Here is a 20,377-nt window from a genome sequence, read left to right as displayed (position 1 = left end):
ATTTTCACTAATTTCTTTTGTATTAAATTTCATTAAGCGGCTTTTATTCGTGAAAATTCGTGAAATTCGTGGCAAAAGAACAAACACCAAAAATGAATAAATACACCGTAAAAAAATACGATCAAAACGATTACAAATTATGGAATGACTTTATTGTTCAGGCCAAAAATGCAACGTTTTTATTTCATCGTGATTTTATGGAATATCATAAAGATCGGTTTGAAGATTTTTCCCTTTTAATTTTTGAAGAAGAAAAACTAAAAGCCATTCTGCCAGCCAATAAAAAAGAAAACTGCATTTATTCACATCAGGGACTTACTTATGGAGGTTTGGTTTTTTCGTCTAAATTAAATGCCGAAAAAACGGAATCAATTCTGGATTCGGTTTTATTATTTTTGAAAGAAAACGCGATTGTAACTTTTTATTACAAACCCATTCCCGTTTTTTATTTTCCGGAAGGAAATCAGGAACTTGACTTTTTTTTATTTAAAAGAGGAGCAGTTTTAGAACGAAAAGAAATGAATTTGGCAGCCAATTTAAATTCACCTCTAAAAATTTCAAAAAGTAAATTAAAACATTTTAGAAGAATTGAAAATCTTGATTTGGATATTATTGAAGAAGAAGATTTTAAACCGTTTTGGAATGAAGTTTTAGAACCGAGATTATTAGAAAAGTTTAATGAAAAACCCGTTCATTCAAAAGAAGAAATAGCACTTTTAAAAGAACGATTCCCCAAAAACATCAAACAATTTTCAGTTTATCAAAATGATGAAATTATTGCCGGAATAACCATTTTTGAAACCCAAAATGTAGTAAAATCACAATATGGCGCCACTTCTAAAAAAGGAGAAGAAACACGGGCGTTAGATTTTTTATTCATTAATTTGATCCACCGATACAAACGAAAAGGAAAACATTTTTTTGATATGGGAATTGTAAATGAACAAAATGAATCCGGTTATCATTCTGGTCTTTTAAAGCAGAAAGAAGAATTAGGCTGTGCAGTTTACAATCAGGATTTTTATAAATTGGATATAAAATGATACCGTTTCTAGATCTAAAAAAAATTAATGAACCTTATGAAACCGCTTTTCAGGAGAAACTGAAATTGGTTTTAGACAATGGCTGGTACATTTTAGGAAAAGAAACTGAAAACTTCGAAAAAGCTTTTGCCGAATATTGCCAAACCAAATATTGCATTGGAGTAGGCAACGGTTTTGATGCTTTGGTTTTGATTTTTAAAGGGTATATTGAACTGGGAAAACTCAAAAAAGGCGATGAAGTTATTGTTCCTGCCAATACTTATATTGCCAGTATTCTAGCCATTTTACAAGCCGATTTAATTCCGGTTTTAGTTGAACCGAAATTAGAAACCTACAACATCAATCCGGATTTAATTCCCGAAAAAATTACCTCAAAAACAAAAGCCATTTTAGCTGTTCATCTTTACGGACAATTAGCCGAAATGGATAAAATAAACGAGATTGCAGAAGAACATAATCTTATTGTTGTAGAAGATGCGGCACAATCACACGGAGTTTCAAAATTCCAAAATTCTAAAACCCAAATTCCAAATTATAAAGATGTCACTCTGAGCGAAGTCGAAGAGCATTTAGGAGCGTCGGCACACAGCTTTTACCCAGGAAAAAACTTAGGCTGTCTTGGCGACGGCGGCGCAATTACCACGAACGATCCTGAATTAGCAAAAGTGCTATTTTCGCTTCGCAATTACGGTTCTGAGAAAAAATATTATAACGAATATATTGGCGTAAATTCAAGATTAGATGAATTGCAAGCTGCATTTTTAAACGAAAAACTACCCAATTTAGATGCTGATAATGAAAAGCGAAGAACAGTTGCAAAACGTTATTTAGCAGAAATTAAAAATGATAAAATTAAATTGCCGTTTTGGGATTCTTCGAATAATCATGTTTTTCATTTATTTGTTATAAGAACTAAAAACAGAGAGCATTTACAGCAATATTTGACCGAAAATAATATTCAAACCGTCATTCATTATCCGGTTCCGCCGCATAAACAAAACGCATTTAAAGACTGGAACAACTTATCATTTCCTATTACAGAAAAGATTCACAATGAAGTTTTGAGTCTGCCAATGAGTCCCGTTTTGACAGAAACGGAAGTAAATTATATTATCGAAATTCTAAATCAGTATTAATTCGTGACTGATAGCAAAAAATCATATCAACAGATTTTAAAAACAACTTCACTTTTTGGTGGCGTTCAGTTTTTTTCGATTTTAATTTCAATAATCCGTACCAAATTAATTGCCGTTTTTATAGGTCCAGCCGGAATGGGAATTATTGCTTTGCTAAATTCTACGTTGAGTGTTTTAAGCAGCGTTTCGGGTTTAGGAATCGAAACCAGCGCTGTCAAAAGTATTTCAGAAAATTTCAATAAAGACGATATTCGAATGGTTTCGATAACGATTCGGATTGTAAAAAGAATTATTTTTTTTACCGGAATATTAGGAATGGTTCTGACTTTAATTTTCTCAAAAGCTTTGAGTATTCTGACTTTTGGAGATTCCAGCCAAACGTATTCGTTTGTATTTCTTTCGCTTACTATTTTATTCAAACAATTATCTTCTGGACAATTGGCTGTTTTGCAAGGTTTAAGACATTTGAAGTTTTTGGCGAAAGCCAATTTTTATGGAAATTTATTCGGATTATTGTTTTCAATTCCGCTCTATATTTATTTTAAAATCGATGCTATAATTCCAACTATTTTATTGGCATCCGTAACTTCATTGATTTTTTCGTTTTATTATTCAACTAAAGTACGGGTAGAAAGCAAGAAAGGAGAAATTACAAAAGAAGTCTTTGTAACCGAAGGAAAATCAATTGTAAAATTAGGTTTTATGCTCACCATAAGTAGTGTTTTAACGCTTTTGACGGCTTATCTAATTCAAATTTATATTGGAAAAACGGGAGGTTTGGAACAAGTAGGATTTTACAACGCCGGATTTACGTTATTAAACTCTTATGTGGGAATTATTTTTACGGTTATGAGTACCGATTATTTCCCGAAATTGGCTTCTATAAACTATGATAATGATAAAGTTAGAGTTAGCGTACAACAGCAGGCTTTTATTTCGGTTTTGATTATAACGCCTATTATTGTTTTGTTTCTTGCTTTCAGTCCAATTATCGTTAAGCTGCTTTATACCTTAAAGTTTGAAGCTATTTTACCCATGATCTGCATTGGGATTTTAGGAATGATTTTTCGCGCCGTTTCCTGGGCAATGGGATTTATTTTAATTGCAAAAGGCGATTCTAAAATGTTTATAAAAACTGCCGTTGGTTTTAATGTTTTGTCTTTAGTAATGAATGTTTTAGGTTATTATTTTTACGGATTAGAAGGTTTAGGTTTTAGTTTCTGCCTTTATTTTTTATGTCATTTTATCGGTTTAAAAATCATTACTAAAAAAAGATATAATTTTTATTTTGAAACAGAATTTTATCAAATTTACTTGGTTTGTTTGGTGATTTGCACGGCTTCATTTTTATTGCGATTTATCGAAACATCGCTTTTAAAATATGGATTATTATCGGCTATGATTTTGATATCTTTCGGTTTTAGTTTGTATCATATTGATAAAAAGATGAATTTAAGCGAAATATTTACGTCATTTGTTCAGCGAAAAAAAGAGAATAATGATTCAGAATAGTTATAGAAAATGCAGATCATTTTATCATAGACTAAAGTTTTACTGGAAAGTAAACTGGATCAAAACGCTGTATTTTAACTTTAAGAAATTTCCTTTTGCAATCGCTAAAGAACTACCCGTTTTCTTTTACGGGAAAGTAAAATTTACTTCTATTTATGGTGAAATTCAATTAGACGGAAAAATCCAAAAAGGAATGATTGGTTTTGGTCAGCCTTATGAATTGAATACCGTTCATAAAGGAATTGCTGAAATCAATATTTTAGGGAAATTAATTTTTAAAGGAAAATTCCAATTTGGCAAAGATTGTTTTGTTTTCGTTGGAGAAAATGCTGTTTGCGAACTCGGAAATATGGCTTCTCTTGCTTCCAGCGGAAAAATAATCTGTACCGAAAAAATAGTTTTGGGAGAATATGCCCGTTTTGGTTCTGAATCACAGATTATTGACACCAATTTCCATGATTTAATTGATACTCAAACCGGAGAAAAACTTAAAAAATCAGCTCCAATTACTATTGGGAATTATAATTTTATGAGTAATAGGGTCTCTGTTTTAAAAGGAACTCAAACACCAGATTTCTGCACCGTTGCATCAAATAGTTTGTGTACCAAAGATTATACTTCGCTTGGCGAAAATATTTTAATTGGGGGCGTTCCCGCTAAATTAATCCGAAGTAATATTTCACGCGATTGGAGCGGAGAAAAACAACAACTGGATGATTTTTTGACAATTTAAAAATGCGTTTATGGTACGCGGATTTTACGGATTTACTTCGTAAAGACGCGGATTAAAACGGATTTTTTATTATCTGTTTAAAAAATAAAATCCGTGTCAATCCGCGTCTTCGCTTTAGCGAATCTGTAAAATCCGCGTTCTATTCCAGACATCGTTTTATCATTTAAATAATATACGAAACCGTTGTTTTATTTCAAGAAGAATATATTTTGACAGCAGCTTATAATTAGATGTTTTAAAGTTTAAAAACATTTCAAAATGGATTCGTTTTAAAATAGCTTTATGCTCTTGTTTTGTTCTGTTTAATTGAATCGCTTTTTTGATAATCAAATAAGTAGAATAATTGATTTTTCGGGATCGAGAATCGTTTTTGATATGAAAATGAGTTCCTAAAGATGTTGTTGTAATTCGTTTTTTAATTAAAATTTCATCGATATAATCAAAATCATATTTACGTGAAGCTCGAATCCATAAATCTAAATCTTCATAAGCCAGATTTTCATCATAACCCTGTAAATCATCAAAAACCGATTTTTTAACCATTGATGAAACAGAGCAAATACTATTTCCACCCGAAAGTACACTCAAATAAATGTCTCCGGTTTCTCTTTTTTCGATTGTTTTTTTGGATTCATCAACTGGGAAAAAATAAAAATAGGAATCGCCTTTTTCATTAATTAGTTCAGCATTTCCGTAAACAATCCCAAGATTTTCAAACCTGTTTTTTTCGAAAGCTTTTAATTGTAATGAAACACAATTTGGCAATAAAATATCATCGCATGCCAGATCAATAATATATTCACCTTTAGCAAGTTTTAGGGCTTTATTAAAGGATTTTGTGCTTCCTAAATTAGTTTCATTTTCAATAAATTGAATTTCAGGATAAGCTGCAATCCAGTTTTTTATAACTTCTCGTGAATTATCAGTACTAAAATCATCAACAATTATCAATTCAATAAAAGCATAATCCTGATTTAGAGCAGATAATAAACTCTGCAAAACAAATTTTTCATGGTTATAGCACAGGCATATAATAGTTACTAATGGATTATTGTACATATTGTTTTTAGAGTATTTACTTTTTTTTTAATCTCGCAAAGATTTTTATTTTTAAGTTTTGTTTTTTATAAAACTTAGCGTCTTTGCGTCTTTGCGAGCAATTTTTCGTTGCTGAAGAAAAAAAGACTTAAAAAATATCCCGCAAACATTGGACTCACTTTTTATGTTTCTATGTGTTAAAAAAGATATATTTGATACGAAAATAAGAAATCAAGAATGATATCATCTCACAAAAAAAAGAAAATTGCTATTATTGGTTATCGTTTAAGCGGAGGCGGAAGCGATAAAGTAATGGCTAATTTGTCTGTTTTTTTTGAAAACCAAGGATTTGAAGTTGATATACTTATTGTTTTGGATGAAGTGAGTTTTCCCTATTCCGGAAAATTGGTAAACTTAGGATTGCTTAAAAATAAAAGCAACGGATTTTTTAATAAAGTCAAAAGGTTAAAGATTTTAAGTGATTATTTAAACCAAAATCAGTTTGATTTTATTATAGATTTCCGCTTTCGTACCAAAATACTGCAGGAACTTATTTTAGCCCGATTTATATACAATAGCAAAACTATTTTTACTGTTCACAGTTTTTTAATCGATCATTATATGCCCAAAAATTCATGGCTGACACGATTAATGTACAATTATTGTTATGCTAATGTGGCGATTACAGACGAAATGAAAACGCTGATTGAAAGTACACATAAACTTCAAAATGTAATTACGATTCATAATCCGGTGAATCTTAAAGAAATTAAAGAAAAGCAGGATGAAAAAATTGAAATGGAATTTGATTTTATAATCGCAATTGGCCAATATGAAAATGAAATTAAACAATTTGACAAACTGATTTTAAGTTACAGCAAATCTCATTTACCCCAAAAACAAATTCATTTGGTAATTATAGGAAATGGCAACGAAACAAAACTCAAAAAAGTAATTGCAGCAAATAATATTTCCCAGTTTGTTCACCTTTTAGGCTATCAAAATAATCCGTTTAAATATGTACAAAAAGCTAAATTTTTAGTTTTATGCAGTAAAAATGAAGGTTTTCCAAATGTGATTTTAGAAGCCTTAGCCTGCGAAACTCCAGTTGTATCTTTTGATTGTGATTTCGGGCCAAGAGATATGATTACATCTTTTGAAAACGGTATTTTAGTCGAGAATCAAAATTGGGACAAATTAACAGAAACAATGAATTTATTTACGGTTGATGAAAGTTTATACCAGCATTGTAAAAAAAATGCATTAAAAAGTATTGAACCTTTTTTATTAGAAAAAATTGGTCAGCAATGGTTAAATTTGCTTGAGGAACACTAAAAATATGACAACAATTCAAGATATTTCATTACTTAAAATTCCGGTTGTTGAAGACTTGAGCGGAAATTTGGCCTTTATTCAAAACGGAGTTCTGCCTTTTGAATTCAAGCGTGTTTATTATCTTTTTGATGTTCCAAGCAGTGCTTTTCGCGGCGGACATTCGCATATTGAACAGCATGAAGTTTTGATCGCTTTAAGCGGAAGTTTTGAAGTAACGGTAAATGACGGAAAAGACAAAAAAAGTTATTTACTTAACAAACCCAATGTTGGATTGTATCTCCCAAAAGGAATTTGGAGAGAATTAGAAAACTTTTCTTCGGGCGCAGTTTGCCTGGTTTTGGCTTCAGATGTTTTTGAAGAAGCAGATTATATTCGGGATTATGAAACTTTCTTGAATTCTAAAAAATGAAACTGCTTTACATTGTTCCCAATATAAAAAATGCGGGAGGAGTTGCCAGAGTTTTGTCCATTAAAGCCAATTATTTTATTGAACACTTTGGTTACGAAGTTCATATTCTGTCACAAAACGAAGACGAAAATTCACCTTTTTACGATTTCAATTCTAAAATTTTCTTTCATAATATGATTTTGGAGGGAAATGTTTTTCATTTTCTAAACACGTACAAAAAGCAGTTAAATCAAAAAATAGCAGCAATAAAACCAGATGTAATTCTTGTTGCCGATAATGGTTTGAAAGCTTTTATTTTGCCCTTAATTGTTAAAACGAAAATCCCAATTGTTTTAGAAATTCATTCTTCTAAATTTATTGAAGGACAATCATTAAAACCAAATATCTTTTCAAAATTAAAATATCGATTCAAAGATTTTGGTGCCAGAAAATATACTAAAGTAGTCGCTTTATCTCCCGAAAATCTAAAAAATTGGCATATTAATAACGCCGTAATAATTCCGAATCCTTCCTGGATTAAAACCGAAAATACTGCATCTTTAAAAAACAAACGGATTATTGCTGTTGCAAGAAATTCGTATGAAAAAGCTTTAGACAGAATGCTGCTAATCTGGGAAAAAGTAACCCAAAAACATCCAGAATGGACTTTAGATATTTATACAGATGAAGTGGATTCTTTAAACAATATTGTCATTGATTTAGGATTAACTTCCACAATAAATATTTTTAGTTTTGTAAAAAATATAGAAGAGAAATACCTTGAATCTTCTATTTTAGTTATGACTTCGCGATTTGAAGCATTTCCAATGGTTTTGATAGAAGCAATGTCTTTAGGTTTACCAAGTGTTTCTTATGATTGTCCTTCGGGGCCGAGATCGATTATTACAGATAATGAAAATGGCTTTTTAATCCCGGATGGAGATTTAGAATTGTTTGCTGAAAAACTTTCTTTTTTAATTGAAAACGAAGAATTGAGAATAAAATTTGGCGTGGCATCAAAAGAAAAAATGAAAGAATATCAGCTTGATCTTGTCATGAAACAATGGAAAACTTTATTAGAGAATTTCTAATTTGTTTTTATACTGCACAAATACGTTAATTTGTAAATATTAAGCAACGTTAAAGAAGGGCTTTTAGAGTTTAGCTGTTTTAAAATTAGTGTATTAAATGTCTTGAAGAATAACCCTGCCGTATAACGTAGTTTAAAACGTTTCAACAAATGATATGCCTTGAGTATTTTTAAAAAATCAGAATCAATTTGTTTTTTGCGATCAAGAATAAGCAGGTTTTCTAAACTGTTTTTTACTTTAGATATATAAATAAGATTCTCGTCAATATCGCCATGCTGAATCGCATTTTCAATATGTTTTACCTTAAAATCAGATTGACTTACCTGATAAGCAAATAACGTGTCTTCATGTCCGTATTTAATTAAATTAGAATCAAATTTTATCTTTATAAAACAATCCTTTTTAATTAATGTATTATTGAACATCAGTGTTTTATACAAAGCAGTATTTCTTTGAGAAACCGTTTTGTCTTCAATTAAACGCCCGTATTTCCAGCGTAATTTTTGTTTGTCTGAATAAATGTTTTCAGGATGAATTCGGCCGCCATAAACAATATCAGAATCCTGTATATTATCTAAATAATTTTGTATGTAATTGGGATTAATCACGATAGAATCGCCATCAATAAAAAGAAGGTTTTCATATTGTGCTTTTGATGCCAAAAGATTTCTGTTAGAACTTAATCCTATGTTTTTTTCTAAAGAAACAAAAGAACAATGCTGTAGAGCATTTATTCGCTCATTTTCTTTATTCAGTACAGAATTTGAAGCATCATCCTGACACAGAATTTCAAAATTAATTCCAATAAAACGGCATTGTTCAGCAAGTTCTTCTACAAGCGAAAACACATTGTAATTATAAACCGGAATTAAAATAGAAAGCATTTATTCTCTTTTTTAAAATATATTTGTAAAGGAAATGTTTTTTATTAAAATAATAAATCAAAAATGAATTTAAGGTCTCTTTATTATGCGATTTCTCCAAAGTCAAGATTTCTGGTTCGTAAGATTTATTATTTTCCTGCTGATTTTTGGAATTCTTTAAATAAAAAGAAAAACAAATATGAGCCTAAAAAAGGAGACATTTTTATTGGTTCCGGTGATTTTTTGTCACAAGGAAAACATCATTTAGAACTTTTAAAAGAATACTCATCGCTTCATCCTGATCATTCTGTATTAGATGTTGGCTGCGGAATTGGCCGCGCTGCCGTACCCTTAACGCAGTATTTGTCAACAAAAGGAAAATACGAAGGTTTTGATGTGGTGAAAAAAGGAATTGACTGGTGTCAAAAAAACATCAGCAAAGATTTCTCTAATTTTAATTTTCAGCACATTTCTTTAAACAATGACTTATACAATCTAACCAATCAAAAGGCAGAGAATTTTAAATTTCCTTATGAAGATAATTCATTTGATACCGTTTTTCTGTTCTCGGTTTTTACTCATATGCAGCCAAAGGAAATTCAAAACTATTTAAATGAAATTTACAGAGTTTTAAAGCCTGATGGAAAATGTCTTTCAACTTTCTTTTTGTATGACGATCAAAATGAAGATTACATTTCAAAAGAAAATAAGGGATTCTGTTTTCCTTTTCAAAAAGAAAATTACAGATTAATGAATGAAAAAGTTCCGTCTGCTAATATTGCTTTTAAAGAAGAATTACTTTTTGAAATGATTAAAATAAGTCAGTTAAAATTAGAAAATAAGATATACGTAACCTGGTCAAACAGAGCAGTTAATGACTTGTTTGATTATCAGGATATTTTAATTCTAAAAAAAGTTTAAGATTTATACGCTTCTTTGAACCACTTCGAAGATTCTTTCGTCTTCACATTTTAATGTTTTAGAAGGGAATTTCATCAACAAAGCATAATCATGAGTCGCCATGATAACGGTTTTACCAAGTGCGTTAATGTTTTTTAATACTTCTAAAACCTCAGAACTTGTCTGCGGATCAAGATTTCCTGTAGGTTCATCGGCAAGGATAAATTCAGGATCGTTAAGTAAAGCTCTTGCAATTGCAACACGCTGCTGTTCACCGCCAGAAAGCTGGTGAGGCATTTTGTTAAGGAAATCTTTCATTCCTACTTTATCTAAAACTTCGTCGATTTTGTATTCCATCGCCTCTTTTTCAGTCCATCCGGTTGCTTTAAGAACAAAAAGCATATTGTCCTGAACAGAACGGTCTGGAAGCAATTTAAAGTCTTGGAAAACAATCCCGATTTTACGTCTTAAATACGGAATATCTTTTTCTTTTAAAGTTGCCAAATCAAAGTCAACAATATGAGCTTCACCTTCTGTTAAAGGTAAATCTGCGTACAAAGTTTTTAAAAAGCTGCTTTTTCCGGAACCTGTTTTCCCAATGATGTAGATGAATTCACCATGCTGAACATCTAAGTTAATATGAGATAAAATTTTTCTTCCTTCTTGATATATAGTGACTTCTTTAAGAGATAGTACGGTTTCTGACATAATAAAATTGATTTGAATGGTAAAAGTAATAAGATAACGTATGTATTCAAAATAAATTTCAATCATTTCTTAAGAAAATTTGTAGAAAAAGGAATGAAAATTTAAACCATGTAAGTTATATAAGTTCATTTTAGTTAATCTGTTAAAAGGTACTAGCTTATAATTACTTATATAACTTATAGGATTCATTTTAATTTTTTATAATGCCTCTAAAATGTTTGTTATTCCATGTTTGTTCATAATAAATTCAAGAAACGTTTCGTTATAAACGGTATAAAATGATAAATTTGAATACTAAATATAACTAAAATGCATAGACTTTCCTGGTTCTTTTTATTCCAAATTATCCTTACTTCGACCTTAGTTTCGGCACAAAAATCAGCTATTTATGCTTACGATTTAAAGGATTTTGACAAAGCACAGGCTTTATATAACGACAAACAATACGCTTCGGCACAACATATTTTTGAGTATGTAAAAAATAATACGGCACAAACAGAAGAAGTAAAATCAGACTGCGCTTATTATATCGCCAATTGCGCCATTAGAACCAATCAGCCCAATGCCGATGCTTTGATGGAAAAATTCGTAGAGGATTATCCAACAAGCACCAAACAAAATCAGGCATATATTGAAGTGGCACAATATTTCTTCGAACAAGGAAATTATCCAAAAGCTTTGCAATGGTTTGACAAAGTTGATGAAGGTTACATGAGCAAATCAGAATCGGATAAATTTAATTTCCAGAAAGGATACAGCTATTTTACTGCTAAAAAGAAAAAAGAAGCTACAACGTATTTTAATAAAGTCGTGAACTCTCCAGAATTTGGTTCGCAAGCCAAATATTATTTAGGATTTATGGCCTATGAAGGCGACGATTATAAAGAAGCAACAAAATATTTTGATGAGGTTTCGGGCGAAGAAAAATACAAAGAAAAGCTTTCGTATTATCAGGCTGATATGAATTTTAAACTTGGAAATTTCCAAAAAGCAATTGATTTGGGCCAAAAAGCAATGGCGAAATCAAATGAAATGGAAAAATCGGAACTGAACAAAATTATTGGGGAAAGTTATTTCAACTTAAAACAATACGAAAAAGCGATTCCGTATTTAGAGCAATATGCGGGTAAAAAAGGAAAATGGAATAATACCGATTTCTACCAATTGGGTTATGCGTATTATGAACAGAAAAATTACGAAAAAGCCATTTCTCAATTCAATAAAATTATTGAAGGAAAAGATTTCGTAGCTCAAAATGCTTATTATCATTTAGGTTTGAGTTATTTAAATACGGGTAAAAAACAGGAAGCTTTGAACGCATTTAAAAATGCTTCAGAAATGGATTTCAATGCACAAATTCAGGAAGATGCAGCATTGAATTATGCAAAAGTGAGTTATGATATTGGAAACGCTTATCAAACCGTTCCGGGAATTTTACTTGATTTCTTAAAAAAATATCCAAACAATTCAAGCAGGGCAGAAGTGGAAAAACTTTTAGTTGACTCTTATATTTCGACTAAAAATTATAAAGAGGCTTTGGCTTTATTAGAAAAAAACAGAAGTGCCGAAAACAAAGCGGCGTATCAAAAAGTGCTTTTTTACAGAGGAGTTGAATTGTTCAACGAATCGAATTATACGGAAGCCGGAAAAATGTTTAAAAGTGCGATAAGCGAACAAAAAACACCTGAATTTACGGCTCGTGCAACTTTCTGGAAAGCAGAAACAGAATATGTTTCAGATGATTTTCAGAATGCATTATTGACATACAAACAATTTGCCGGACTTGCTGCCGCAAAATCTACAGACGAATATAAAAACATCAATTATAATATTGGTTATACTTATTTTAAGCTGAAAGAATACGATCAGGCGGCGAACTCGTTTCAGGCGCAGATCGATAATTCTCCTTCGGATAAAGTACGTTTAAATGATTCGTATTTACGTTTAGGAGATTCTCGTTTTGTGAATTCTAAATATGCACAGGCAAACGAAGCTTACGGAAAAGCAATGGATGCAAAAAGCGTTGATGCTGATTATGCTCAATTTCAAAAAGCACTTTCGTATGGTTTTATGTCTAAAAATGATCAGAAAATCAACGAACTGAATAACTTCCTAAAAATGTATAAAAAATCAGAATATCGCGATGATGCTTTATTCGAATTAGGAAATACATATGTGGCGGATAAAAAGAATGATTTGGCGATTAAAACCTACGATCAGTTGATTTCTGAATACAAAAACGGGTCTTTTACTTCAAAATCTATTTTGAAACAAGGTTTGATTTATTACAATTCAGATCGTGATGAACAAGCATTGGCAAAATTCAAAAAAGTGGCGGCCGAATTCTCAAAAACGCCGGAAGCACTTGAAGCCGTTTCGACAGCAAGATTAATTTATGTTGATTCAGGAAAAGTGGATGAATACGCAACCTGGGTTAGAACTTTAGATTTCGTTTCGGTTACAGATGCGGAATTAGATAACGATACTTACGACGCAGCTAACAAGCAATACAGTCAAAACAACAGTAAAGCAGCGATTACAGGATTTGCAGGTTATGTGAGCAAATTTCCTTCGGGATTGCATGCTTTAGAAGCTAATTTCAATTTAGCGCAATTATATTATGCGGAAGGTTCTGAAACAAAATCAACTCAGAATTATCAATATGTAATTGACCAGCCAAGAAACGAATTTACAGAACAAGCGTTAAACCGACTGGCTCAGATTTATTTAAAAGCGAAAGATTGTGATAAAGCGATTCCGGTTTTAGTTCGTTTAGAAAGTGAAGCCGATTATCCGCAGAACAAAAACTTTGCACAGGCTAACCTGATGAAATGTTATTATGACAAAAAAGATTATGACAATTCGGTTATTGCTGCAGATAAAGTTTTAGCAAATCCAAAAGCCGATGCCAACGTAAAAGCCGATGCACAGATTATTGTAGCGCGCGCGGCAATTCAAACCGGAGATGAAGACAAAGCGAAAGCAGCGTATGCAAAATTGTCTACAACTTCAAAAGGAGAATTGGCGGCAGAAGCACTATATTATGATGCTTACTTTAAAACCAAAGAAGGGAAATTTGAGGCGTCGAATACTGCGGTTCAAAAACTGGCAAAAAGCTATTCTGCTTACAAATATTACGGAGCAAAAGGTTTGGTTTTAATGGCGAAAAACTTCTACGGATTAAAAGACAGCTATCAGGCAACATACATTTTAGATAACGTAATCAACAACTTTACAGATTATCCGGATGTTGTTGAAGAAGCGAAAAAAGAGTTGAGTACAATTAAGTTAGAAGAGTCTAAAACGAATTCGTCGATTAATAAATAAGAATAAAAGAGTATAGAATATAGAGCATAGAAAATAGATTAAAGCAAAGATTTGAAGTCTATTCTCTTTATTCTTTCTTCTATTTTCTCAAAAAAGAAATAAGAATAATGAGTTTACCTTTTTACATAGTTGATGTTTTTGCTGATAAAAAATATGCCGGAAATCAATTGGCAGTTTTTTTAGAAGCTGAGAATTTAAGTTCAGAAGAAATGCAGCAAATGGCGCGCGAGATTAATTTCGCAGAAAGCACATTTATAACCAAACTGGACAGAGAAAATAATAAAGCAGAAATAAGAATATTTACACCGGCTCATGAAATGCAGTTTGCAGGACATCCGATAATTGGAACTTCGTGGGTTTTGATCAATAAAATATTTGATAATTCGCCTGAAAGTATAACACTGAATGTTCCGATTGGACCTATTCAAATTCAGCAATCTGAAGATTTGATCTGGCTAAAAGCAGCACAGCCAAAATTTTGGGATATTTTCTCTAAAGAAGATTTTACATTATTCAGTAATCTGAAAAAAGAAGATTTTGAAAATCAATTTCCAATTCAGGAAGTTACAACCGGAAGCGCGTTTGTAATGGTTGGATTAAGCAGTAAAAGAGCGTTGGAAAATTTAGTTTTAGATAAAGATAAAGCAGATCAATGGATGAAAAACCATTGTAAAACCGACCATAGAGGCTTGTATTTTTATTATCTGGAAGGTTCAAAACTATTCAGCCGAATGTTGTGTATTGAACACAATCAATTGGTAGAAGATGCTGCAACAGGAAGTGCAAGTACATGTTTGGAGGCTTTTCTGCTAAAATACCATAAGCCTGAATTTGAATTAACGAATTATCAGGGAGATTACATCGGACGCCCATCTCAGATTTTTTTCAAAGGAAAATTAAACGAGAATCAGTTTGATATTAATATTGGAGGAAAAGCTCAATTTGTTGCAAAAGGAAAGTGGGAAGCTTAGGTCGAGAAAATAGAATAAAGAACAAAGAATATAGATTTTAGAATTTAGAAACTGAACAAAGAGATTGAGGTTAAGAATTAAGAAATAGTGTAAGTCTATTTTCTATACTCTTTTCTCTATACTCTTAAAAGAAATAAATATGAAAATTAAGTGCCGAAATAAAATTATCGTTTTACTAGTGTTATTGGTCTGCCAGCTTTCGTTTTCGCAGGTTAAGAAGAATGAAAGCATTGGAACTGAAACGGTAAACGTAGTAAAACCTTATTCGCCAACAATATCTGACGCTTTTAAAGTGAAAGAAACGCCTTCGCTGGACGATGCTGGAAATCAGCCAAAAGAAACTATTAAATATAGTATTTTGTCTGTTCCTGTGGCTTCTACTTTTACGCCGTCAAAAGGAAATGCACAAGCTGTGGATAAATCTAAAAAAGAGAGATTGTTTAATAATTTTGCAACACTTGGAGTTGGAAATTACGGAACGCTAAATGCTGAATTATTCGTAACTCAGGATTTAGGAAACAATGATTATTTAGCCGGAATGCTTCGTCATCATTCTTCTCAGGGCGGAATTAAAGATGTAAACCTTAATGATGAATTTTACGATACAGGTTTAAATATTGGTTACGGTGTAAAAGATCGTGATGTATCTTGGGGCGTTGATTTAGGTTATCAAAATCAAGTATATAACTGGTATGGTTTACCGGCTGATTTTGGTATGACTTTGCCGCCGGGAACACAGGAAGATTTAATTAGAGGAATTAATCCGAATCATTCTTATAACACGATTTCTGTTGGCGGAAATGCCGAATTTACGGAAGGTATTTTTAGCAAAATTTCAACAAGATTTACGAACTTTTCGGATAGTTTTTCTTCTTCAGAAAATCGTTTTTATCTAAAACCGACTTTTAAAGTTGATGTTATGGATCAGGCAATTAATACTAATATTATTGTAGATCATGTTAGCGGTTCTTTTGAACATAATTATGCTTGGGATAATGTTGAACCGTTAAAATACAGTTTGACAAATTTCGGAATTGAACCAAGTTTTGTGGTTCATGAAAATGACTGGACACTAGAATTAGGAGCTGGTTTGTTTTATGCTTTGGATTCTGAAAACAGCGGAAATAAATTTTATATTTATCCAAAAGTAAATGCTTCGTACAAATTGGTTGGCGATTTAATGATTTTCTATACCGGAGTTAACGGAAGTTTAAATCAAAATTCATATGCTGATTTTGTAACCGAAAATCCGTTTTTGTCTCCAACTTTAAATATGAGACCAACCAGTAATCAATATACTGTTTTTGCAGGTTTAAAAGGAAAACTGGCTAATAATGTGAGTTATAATGTAACTGGTTCTTATTTGAATGAAAAAGATAAAGCGTTATTTAAAAGCAATGATTATACAGAAGATTTTTCGAATCAAAATTATGGTTTTGGAAACTCATTTAGTGTAATTTATGATGATGTTAGAACTTTCCGTTTCTATGGAGAATTAAAAGCTGATTTTTCTAAGAGTGTTTCTTTTGGAATCAACGGAACTTTCAACAGTTATAAAACAGATGGATTAGAAGCGTGGAATTTACCTTCAATGAAATTAAGCTCAAATCTTGATGTAAATATTACAGAACAATGGTATGCAGGTTTAAATGTGTTTTATGTTGGAGAACGTAAAGACATGCAGACGAATCTAACTTTTGGAACTGATCCTGTAATTACGACTTTAAAAAGTTATTTTGATGCCAATGCGCATTTAGGATATAAATATAATGAGCGTTTGACTTTCTTCTTAAAATTAAATAATATCGGAAACCAAGCTTACGAAAGATGGCTGAATTATCCTGTTCAGGGCTTTCAGGTTTTAGTGGGAGGAAATTATAAATTCGATTTTTAAGAAGATTTGATGCAAAGACATTAAGGGACAAAGAGTATATAAAGTATAAAAAGTGCCTTTTTTTTAGCCATGAGTTCGTGAATTTTTTGGAGTAAATTCGTGAATTCGTGGCTATTTTTTTGCGACAGCAGAAAAACCTTTGCACCTTTGTAGCTCAGAACCTCAGTGACTTTAAAAAAATGACTTTCAAACAAAAAATACATTCTCATTATTTACAAATGGTTCAAGACCGAATAGATGTTTTTAAAGACATGATTTCGGGATTGACAGAAGATTCTAAAAATGATGCCAAAGGTTCGGCGGGCGATAAGCATGAAACCGCTTTATCAATGATGCATATCGAACAGGAAAAACTAACCAATAAACTAAAAGAATCTATTGCTCAAAAAACAATTTTAGATAAGATTGATTCTTCTAAAAATACAGAAAATATTATTTCCGGCAGTTTGGTAAAAGCAAATGGAATTTATTTATATGTAAGTGTTGCGCTTCCTAAAATTGCAATTGACGGAATTAATGTTATTGCGCTTTCTCCGCAATCGCCTTTAGGAAATCATTTAATGGGAAATAAGGCTGGGTTTCAGTTTGAGATTAATAAGACACATTATACTATTGAAAGTGTTTTGTAATTTATTCGTTTGGGTGTAGTCCCTACGGGACAATTTTATCTTGCGTGTATTTTTTTCTACCGATATTTAATCTCTACGAGATATGTTTTTTGTGATTTCTTCTTTTGAGGTTAGTCCCAACGAGATATTTTTTGAGATTTAAATATTTAGGTTTAGTCCTTACAGGACAATTTTACCATTTTAAATATTTTATTTTCTACCGATATTTAGCTCCTAAAGGAGCATAACTCGTAAGTTTATCTCGTAGAGATTAAATATCGGTAGAAACATAAGTAACCCCAATAAAATTGTCCCGTAGGGACTAAATATGAATAATACCTTTGTCAAAGTTTAAAACTTTGACAAAGGCAAAATCGCATAGTATGTTATTCCGAGGAACGAGGAATCGCACTAGAAACTCGACAAAGATTGGAGATTTTATTTTCAAACATAGCCTGCGGTTTCAACCGCAGGAAACAATAGGAGACGTGCCAATATTGCGTTCCAATGGTTGAAACCATTGGCTATGTTTTTTGTCATTCCGAGTAACTCCGTAAAGCCAATCTTTGTGGAGTTTCTAGTGCGATTCCTCGTTCCTCGGAATGACAAACAGTATGTTAATATCTAATACAAGATTGAACATAGAATAATTTTTGAACAGCTTTTTCTGTTCTCTTTGTGAATCTTTCATGGATATTTAAATATCACAAAATTTAATTCAATAATTTCTCCGAAACCTTATATTTTACTCGCGTTTTGCCTTCAAAATTGAAAATTATAAGTTTAGGTCTTTTTTTAATGCTAAAATTTTACATTTTATATGTAAAAACTATATTATGGTTTTAAATTGTAATTAAAATTAATATTTATGTTTTTCAATTATAACCAATACCGCATCTTTGCCCTATCAAAATAAAATTTAAAAGTTAAAAATATAAAATTATGTGCGGAATTGTATGTGCCTTTGATCTAAAGCAAAAAGCCGAAGCGTTAAGACCTCAAGTATTAGAAATGTCTAAAATCATTCGTCACCGCGGACCAGACTGGAGCGGAATTTACAGCAATGATAAAGCGATTCTTTCTCATGAGCGTTTGGCAATTGTAGATCCAGCTTCAGGAAAACAACCTTTATTTACAGAAGATAAAAAATTGGTTTTGGCTGCAAATGGTGAAATTTACAATCACAGAGATTTACGTAAACAATTCGAAGGAAAATATAACTTTCAAACAGAAAGTGACTGCGAAGTTATCTTAGCATTATACAGAGAAAAAGGAGTAAGTTTTGTTGATGAATTAAACGGAATCTTTGGTTTTGCAATTTATGACGTTGATAAAGATGAATATTTTGTTGCTCGTGACCATATGGGAATTATTCCATTATACATTGGTTGGGATCAACACGGAACTTTCTATGTAGCTTCTGAGTTAAAAGCTTTAGAAGGATATTGTACAAAAATCGAATTATTCCCTCCGGGACATTATTTATCAAGCAAAGACGGCGAATTTGTACAATGGTACAAAAGAGACTGGGTTGATTATGATGCGGTTAAAGACAACGAAACTAGTATTCCTGAAATCAAAAAAGCGCTTGAAGCTGCAGTTCACAGACAATTGATGAGTGATGTTCCTTACGGAGTTTTACTTTCTGGAGGTTTAGATTCTTCTATAACTTCGGCTGTAGCCAAAAAATTTGCGCAAAAACGTATTGAATCAGATGATACTACAGATGCCTGGTATCCGCAATTGCACTCTTTCTCAGTTGGTTTAGAAGGTTCGCCTGATTTAGCAGCAGCAAGAAAAGTAGCAGATCATATTGGAACTATTCACCACGAAATTAAATTTACAATCCAAGAAGGTTTAGATGCTGTTCGTGATGTAATTTACAACTTAGAAACGTATGATGTAACTACAGTAAGAGCTTCAACTCCAATGTGGTTAATGGCGAGAGTGATCAAATCAATGGGAATCAAAATGGTACTTTCTGGAGAAGGTGCAGATGAGTTATTTGGAGGATATTTATATTTCCACAAAGCGCCAAACGCTAGAGAATTTCACGAAGAAAACGTTCGTAAATTAAGTAAACTTCATATGTATGATTGTTTACGTGCAAACAAAAGTTTGGCAGCGTGGGGAATTGAAGGACGTGTTCCTTTCTTAGATAAAGAATTTATGGATGTTGCAATGCGCATCAACCCGCAAGATAAAATGATCAACAAAGAACATCCAATGGAAAAATGGGTTGTTCGTAAAGCTTTTGAAGATATGCTTCCTGAAAGTGTTGCATGGAGACAAAAAGAACAATTTTCTGATGGAGTAGGATACAGCTGGATTGATACTTTGAAAGAAGTAGTAGGAAGAGAAGTTTCAGACGAACAATTGGCAAACGCGAGATTTAAATTCCCGTTACAAACCCCAACTTCAAAAGAAGAATATTACTATCGTTCAATCTTTACAGAACATTTCCCAAGCGATGCAGCAGCATTATGCGTTCCTCAGGAAGCAAGTGTAGCTTGTAGTACAAAAATCGCTTTAGAGTGGGATGAAGCATTCAAAAACATGAACGATCCTTCTGGTAGAGCTGTGGCAAGCGTTCACGATGATGCCTATGTAAAAGCATAAACACGTTTAATTATTAGAATTAGTATATATATTGCAGAAAGACGTTCTTATTTTAAGAACGTCTTTCTTGTCTAAAATTGTTAAATTCTATATTTCAGTTCTTTATAAAAATATTTCGGCAATTATTTAACTTACTTTTTTTATATTTGGCATTCCCCAAAAAAGTTAAATACCTAAGATTTTAATACTGAAAATGTAAGAAAGCAAAAAA

Annotated in this window: 16 protein-coding genes; 13 read left to right on the top strand and 3 right to left on the bottom strand. The window is 31.8% G+C overall.

The features are described 5' to 3' along the window. The first annotated feature begins 92 nt into the window (after positions 1 to 92). The 4 genes from ACODSB_RS13690 to ACODSB_RS13675 are packed head-to-tail and all read left to right on the top strand — an operon-like array spanning position 93 to position 4,424. Positions 93 to 1,043: a FemAB family protein gene (locus ACODSB_RS13690; RefSeq protein ID WP_488937461.1), complete on the top strand. Its 951-nt coding sequence runs from the start codon at positions 93 to 95 to the stop codon at positions 1,041 to 1,043. Beyond that, positions 1,040 to 2,179 carry a DegT/DnrJ/EryC1/StrS family aminotransferase gene (locus ACODSB_RS13685; RefSeq protein WP_488937460.1) on the top strand — a complete coding sequence of 380 codons (1,140 nt, stop codon included), beginning with the start codon at positions 1,040 to 1,042 and terminating at the stop codon, positions 2,177 to 2,179. Before ACODSB_RS13690 ends, ACODSB_RS13685 begins: the two co-directional genes overlap by 4 nt. Positions 2,180 to 2,182: 3 nt before the next feature. Continuing rightward, the gene (locus ACODSB_RS13680; RefSeq protein ID WP_488937459.1) at positions 2,183 to 3,691 is read left to right on the top strand and encodes an oligosaccharide flippase family protein; all 1,509 of its coding nucleotides are present in this window, start codon (positions 2,183 to 2,185) and stop codon (positions 3,689 to 3,691) included. Beyond that, a complete protein-coding gene (locus tag ACODSB_RS13675) occupies positions 3,678 to 4,424 on the top strand; it encodes an acyltransferase (protein ID WP_488937458.1) in 747 nt (248 codons plus the stop codon). Before ACODSB_RS13680 ends, ACODSB_RS13675 begins: the two co-directional genes overlap by 14 nt. A gap of 159 nt (positions 4,425 to 4,583) precedes the next feature. Here ACODSB_RS13675 and ACODSB_RS13670 read toward each other — a convergent pair whose 3' ends face one another. After that, positions 4,584 to 5,483 (bottom strand): glycosyltransferase family 2 protein, encoded by a 900-nt coding sequence (locus ACODSB_RS13670; RefSeq protein ID WP_488937457.1) that lies wholly within the window; start codon positions 5,481 to 5,483, stop codon positions 4,584 to 4,586. 216 nt (positions 5,484 to 5,699) lie between these two features. Between ACODSB_RS13670 and ACODSB_RS13665 the strand changes: the two genes are divergently transcribed. Genes ACODSB_RS13665 through ACODSB_RS13655 form a run of 3 tightly spaced genes read left to right on the top strand, consistent with a single transcriptional unit; the run spans position 5,700 to position 8,276 of the window. Next, positions 5,700 to 6,797: a glycosyltransferase gene (locus ACODSB_RS13665; protein WP_488937456.1), complete on the top strand. Its 1,098-nt coding sequence runs from the start codon at positions 5,700 to 5,702 to the stop codon at positions 6,795 to 6,797. 4 nt (positions 6,798 to 6,801) lie between these two features. Continuing rightward, positions 6,802 to 7,206: a sugar 3,4-ketoisomerase gene (locus tag ACODSB_RS13660; protein ID WP_488937455.1), complete on the top strand. Its 405-nt coding sequence runs from the start codon at positions 6,802 to 6,804 to the stop codon at positions 7,204 to 7,206. Then, positions 7,203 to 8,276, top strand: a complete 1,074-nt coding sequence (locus ACODSB_RS13655; protein WP_488937454.1) for a glycosyltransferase family 4 protein — start codon at positions 7,203 to 7,205, stop codon at positions 8,274 to 8,276. Before ACODSB_RS13660 ends, ACODSB_RS13655 begins: the two co-directional genes overlap by 4 nt. On the opposite strand, the gene ACODSB_RS13650 is transcribed toward ACODSB_RS13655, so the two are convergent. Continuing rightward, on the bottom strand, positions 8,273 to 9,160 hold the full coding sequence (locus ACODSB_RS13650; RefSeq protein WP_488937453.1) for a glycosyltransferase family 2 protein: 888 nt from the start codon (positions 9,158 to 9,160) through the stop codon (positions 8,273 to 8,275). The genes ACODSB_RS13655 and ACODSB_RS13650 overlap by 4 nt on opposite strands. A gap of 63 nt (positions 9,161 to 9,223) precedes the next feature. Between ACODSB_RS13650 and ACODSB_RS13645 the strand changes: the two genes are divergently transcribed. Then, positions 9,224 to 10,060, top strand: a complete 837-nt coding sequence (locus ACODSB_RS13645) for a class I SAM-dependent methyltransferase (protein WP_488937452.1) — start codon at positions 9,224 to 9,226, stop codon at positions 10,058 to 10,060. Between the two features lie 3 nt (positions 10,061 to 10,063). Here ACODSB_RS13645 and ACODSB_RS13640 read toward each other — a convergent pair whose 3' ends face one another. After that, on the bottom strand, positions 10,064 to 10,747 hold the full coding sequence (locus tag ACODSB_RS13640; RefSeq protein ID WP_053471180.1) for a cell division ATP-binding protein FtsE: 684 nt from the start codon (positions 10,745 to 10,747) through the stop codon (positions 10,064 to 10,066). A 309-nt stretch (positions 10,748 to 11,056) separates the two neighbouring features. Here ACODSB_RS13640 and ACODSB_RS13635 point away from each other — a divergent pair, with 309 nt between their 5' ends. The 5 genes from ACODSB_RS13635 (at position 11,057) to asnB (ending at position 20,166) form a co-directional block, all read left to right on the top strand. After that, a complete protein-coding gene (locus tag ACODSB_RS13635; protein WP_488937451.1) occupies positions 11,057 to 14,074 on the top strand; it encodes a tetratricopeptide repeat protein in 3,018 nt (1,005 codons plus the stop codon). A 107-nt stretch (positions 14,075 to 14,181) separates the two neighbouring features. Continuing rightward, positions 14,182 to 15,045: a PhzF family phenazine biosynthesis protein gene (locus ACODSB_RS13630; protein WP_488937450.1), complete on the top strand. Its 864-nt coding sequence runs from the start codon at positions 14,182 to 14,184 to the stop codon at positions 15,043 to 15,045. A 139-nt stretch (positions 15,046 to 15,184) separates the two neighbouring features. Next, on the top strand, positions 15,185 to 16,939 hold the full coding sequence (locus ACODSB_RS13625; protein WP_488937449.1) for a TonB-dependent receptor: 1,755 nt from the start codon (positions 15,185 to 15,187) through the stop codon (positions 16,937 to 16,939). A 179-nt stretch (positions 16,940 to 17,118) separates the two neighbouring features. Beyond that, positions 17,119 to 17,568, top strand: coding sequence for a hypothetical protein (locus tag ACODSB_RS13620; protein ID WP_488937448.1), 450 nt, complete (start codon positions 17,119 to 17,121; stop codon positions 17,566 to 17,568). A 921-nt stretch (positions 17,569 to 18,489) separates the two neighbouring features. Next, positions 18,490 to 20,166 (top strand): asparagine synthase B, encoded by a 1,677-nt coding sequence (gene asnB, locus ACODSB_RS13615; protein WP_309841610.1) that lies wholly within the window; start codon positions 18,490 to 18,492, stop codon positions 20,164 to 20,166. Positions 20,167 to 20,377: the final 211 nt, after the last annotated feature.

It is taken from the genome of Flavobacterium sp. FG68, assembly GCF_057808895.1.
This window is presented reverse-complemented; position numbering and strand designations above follow the sequence as displayed.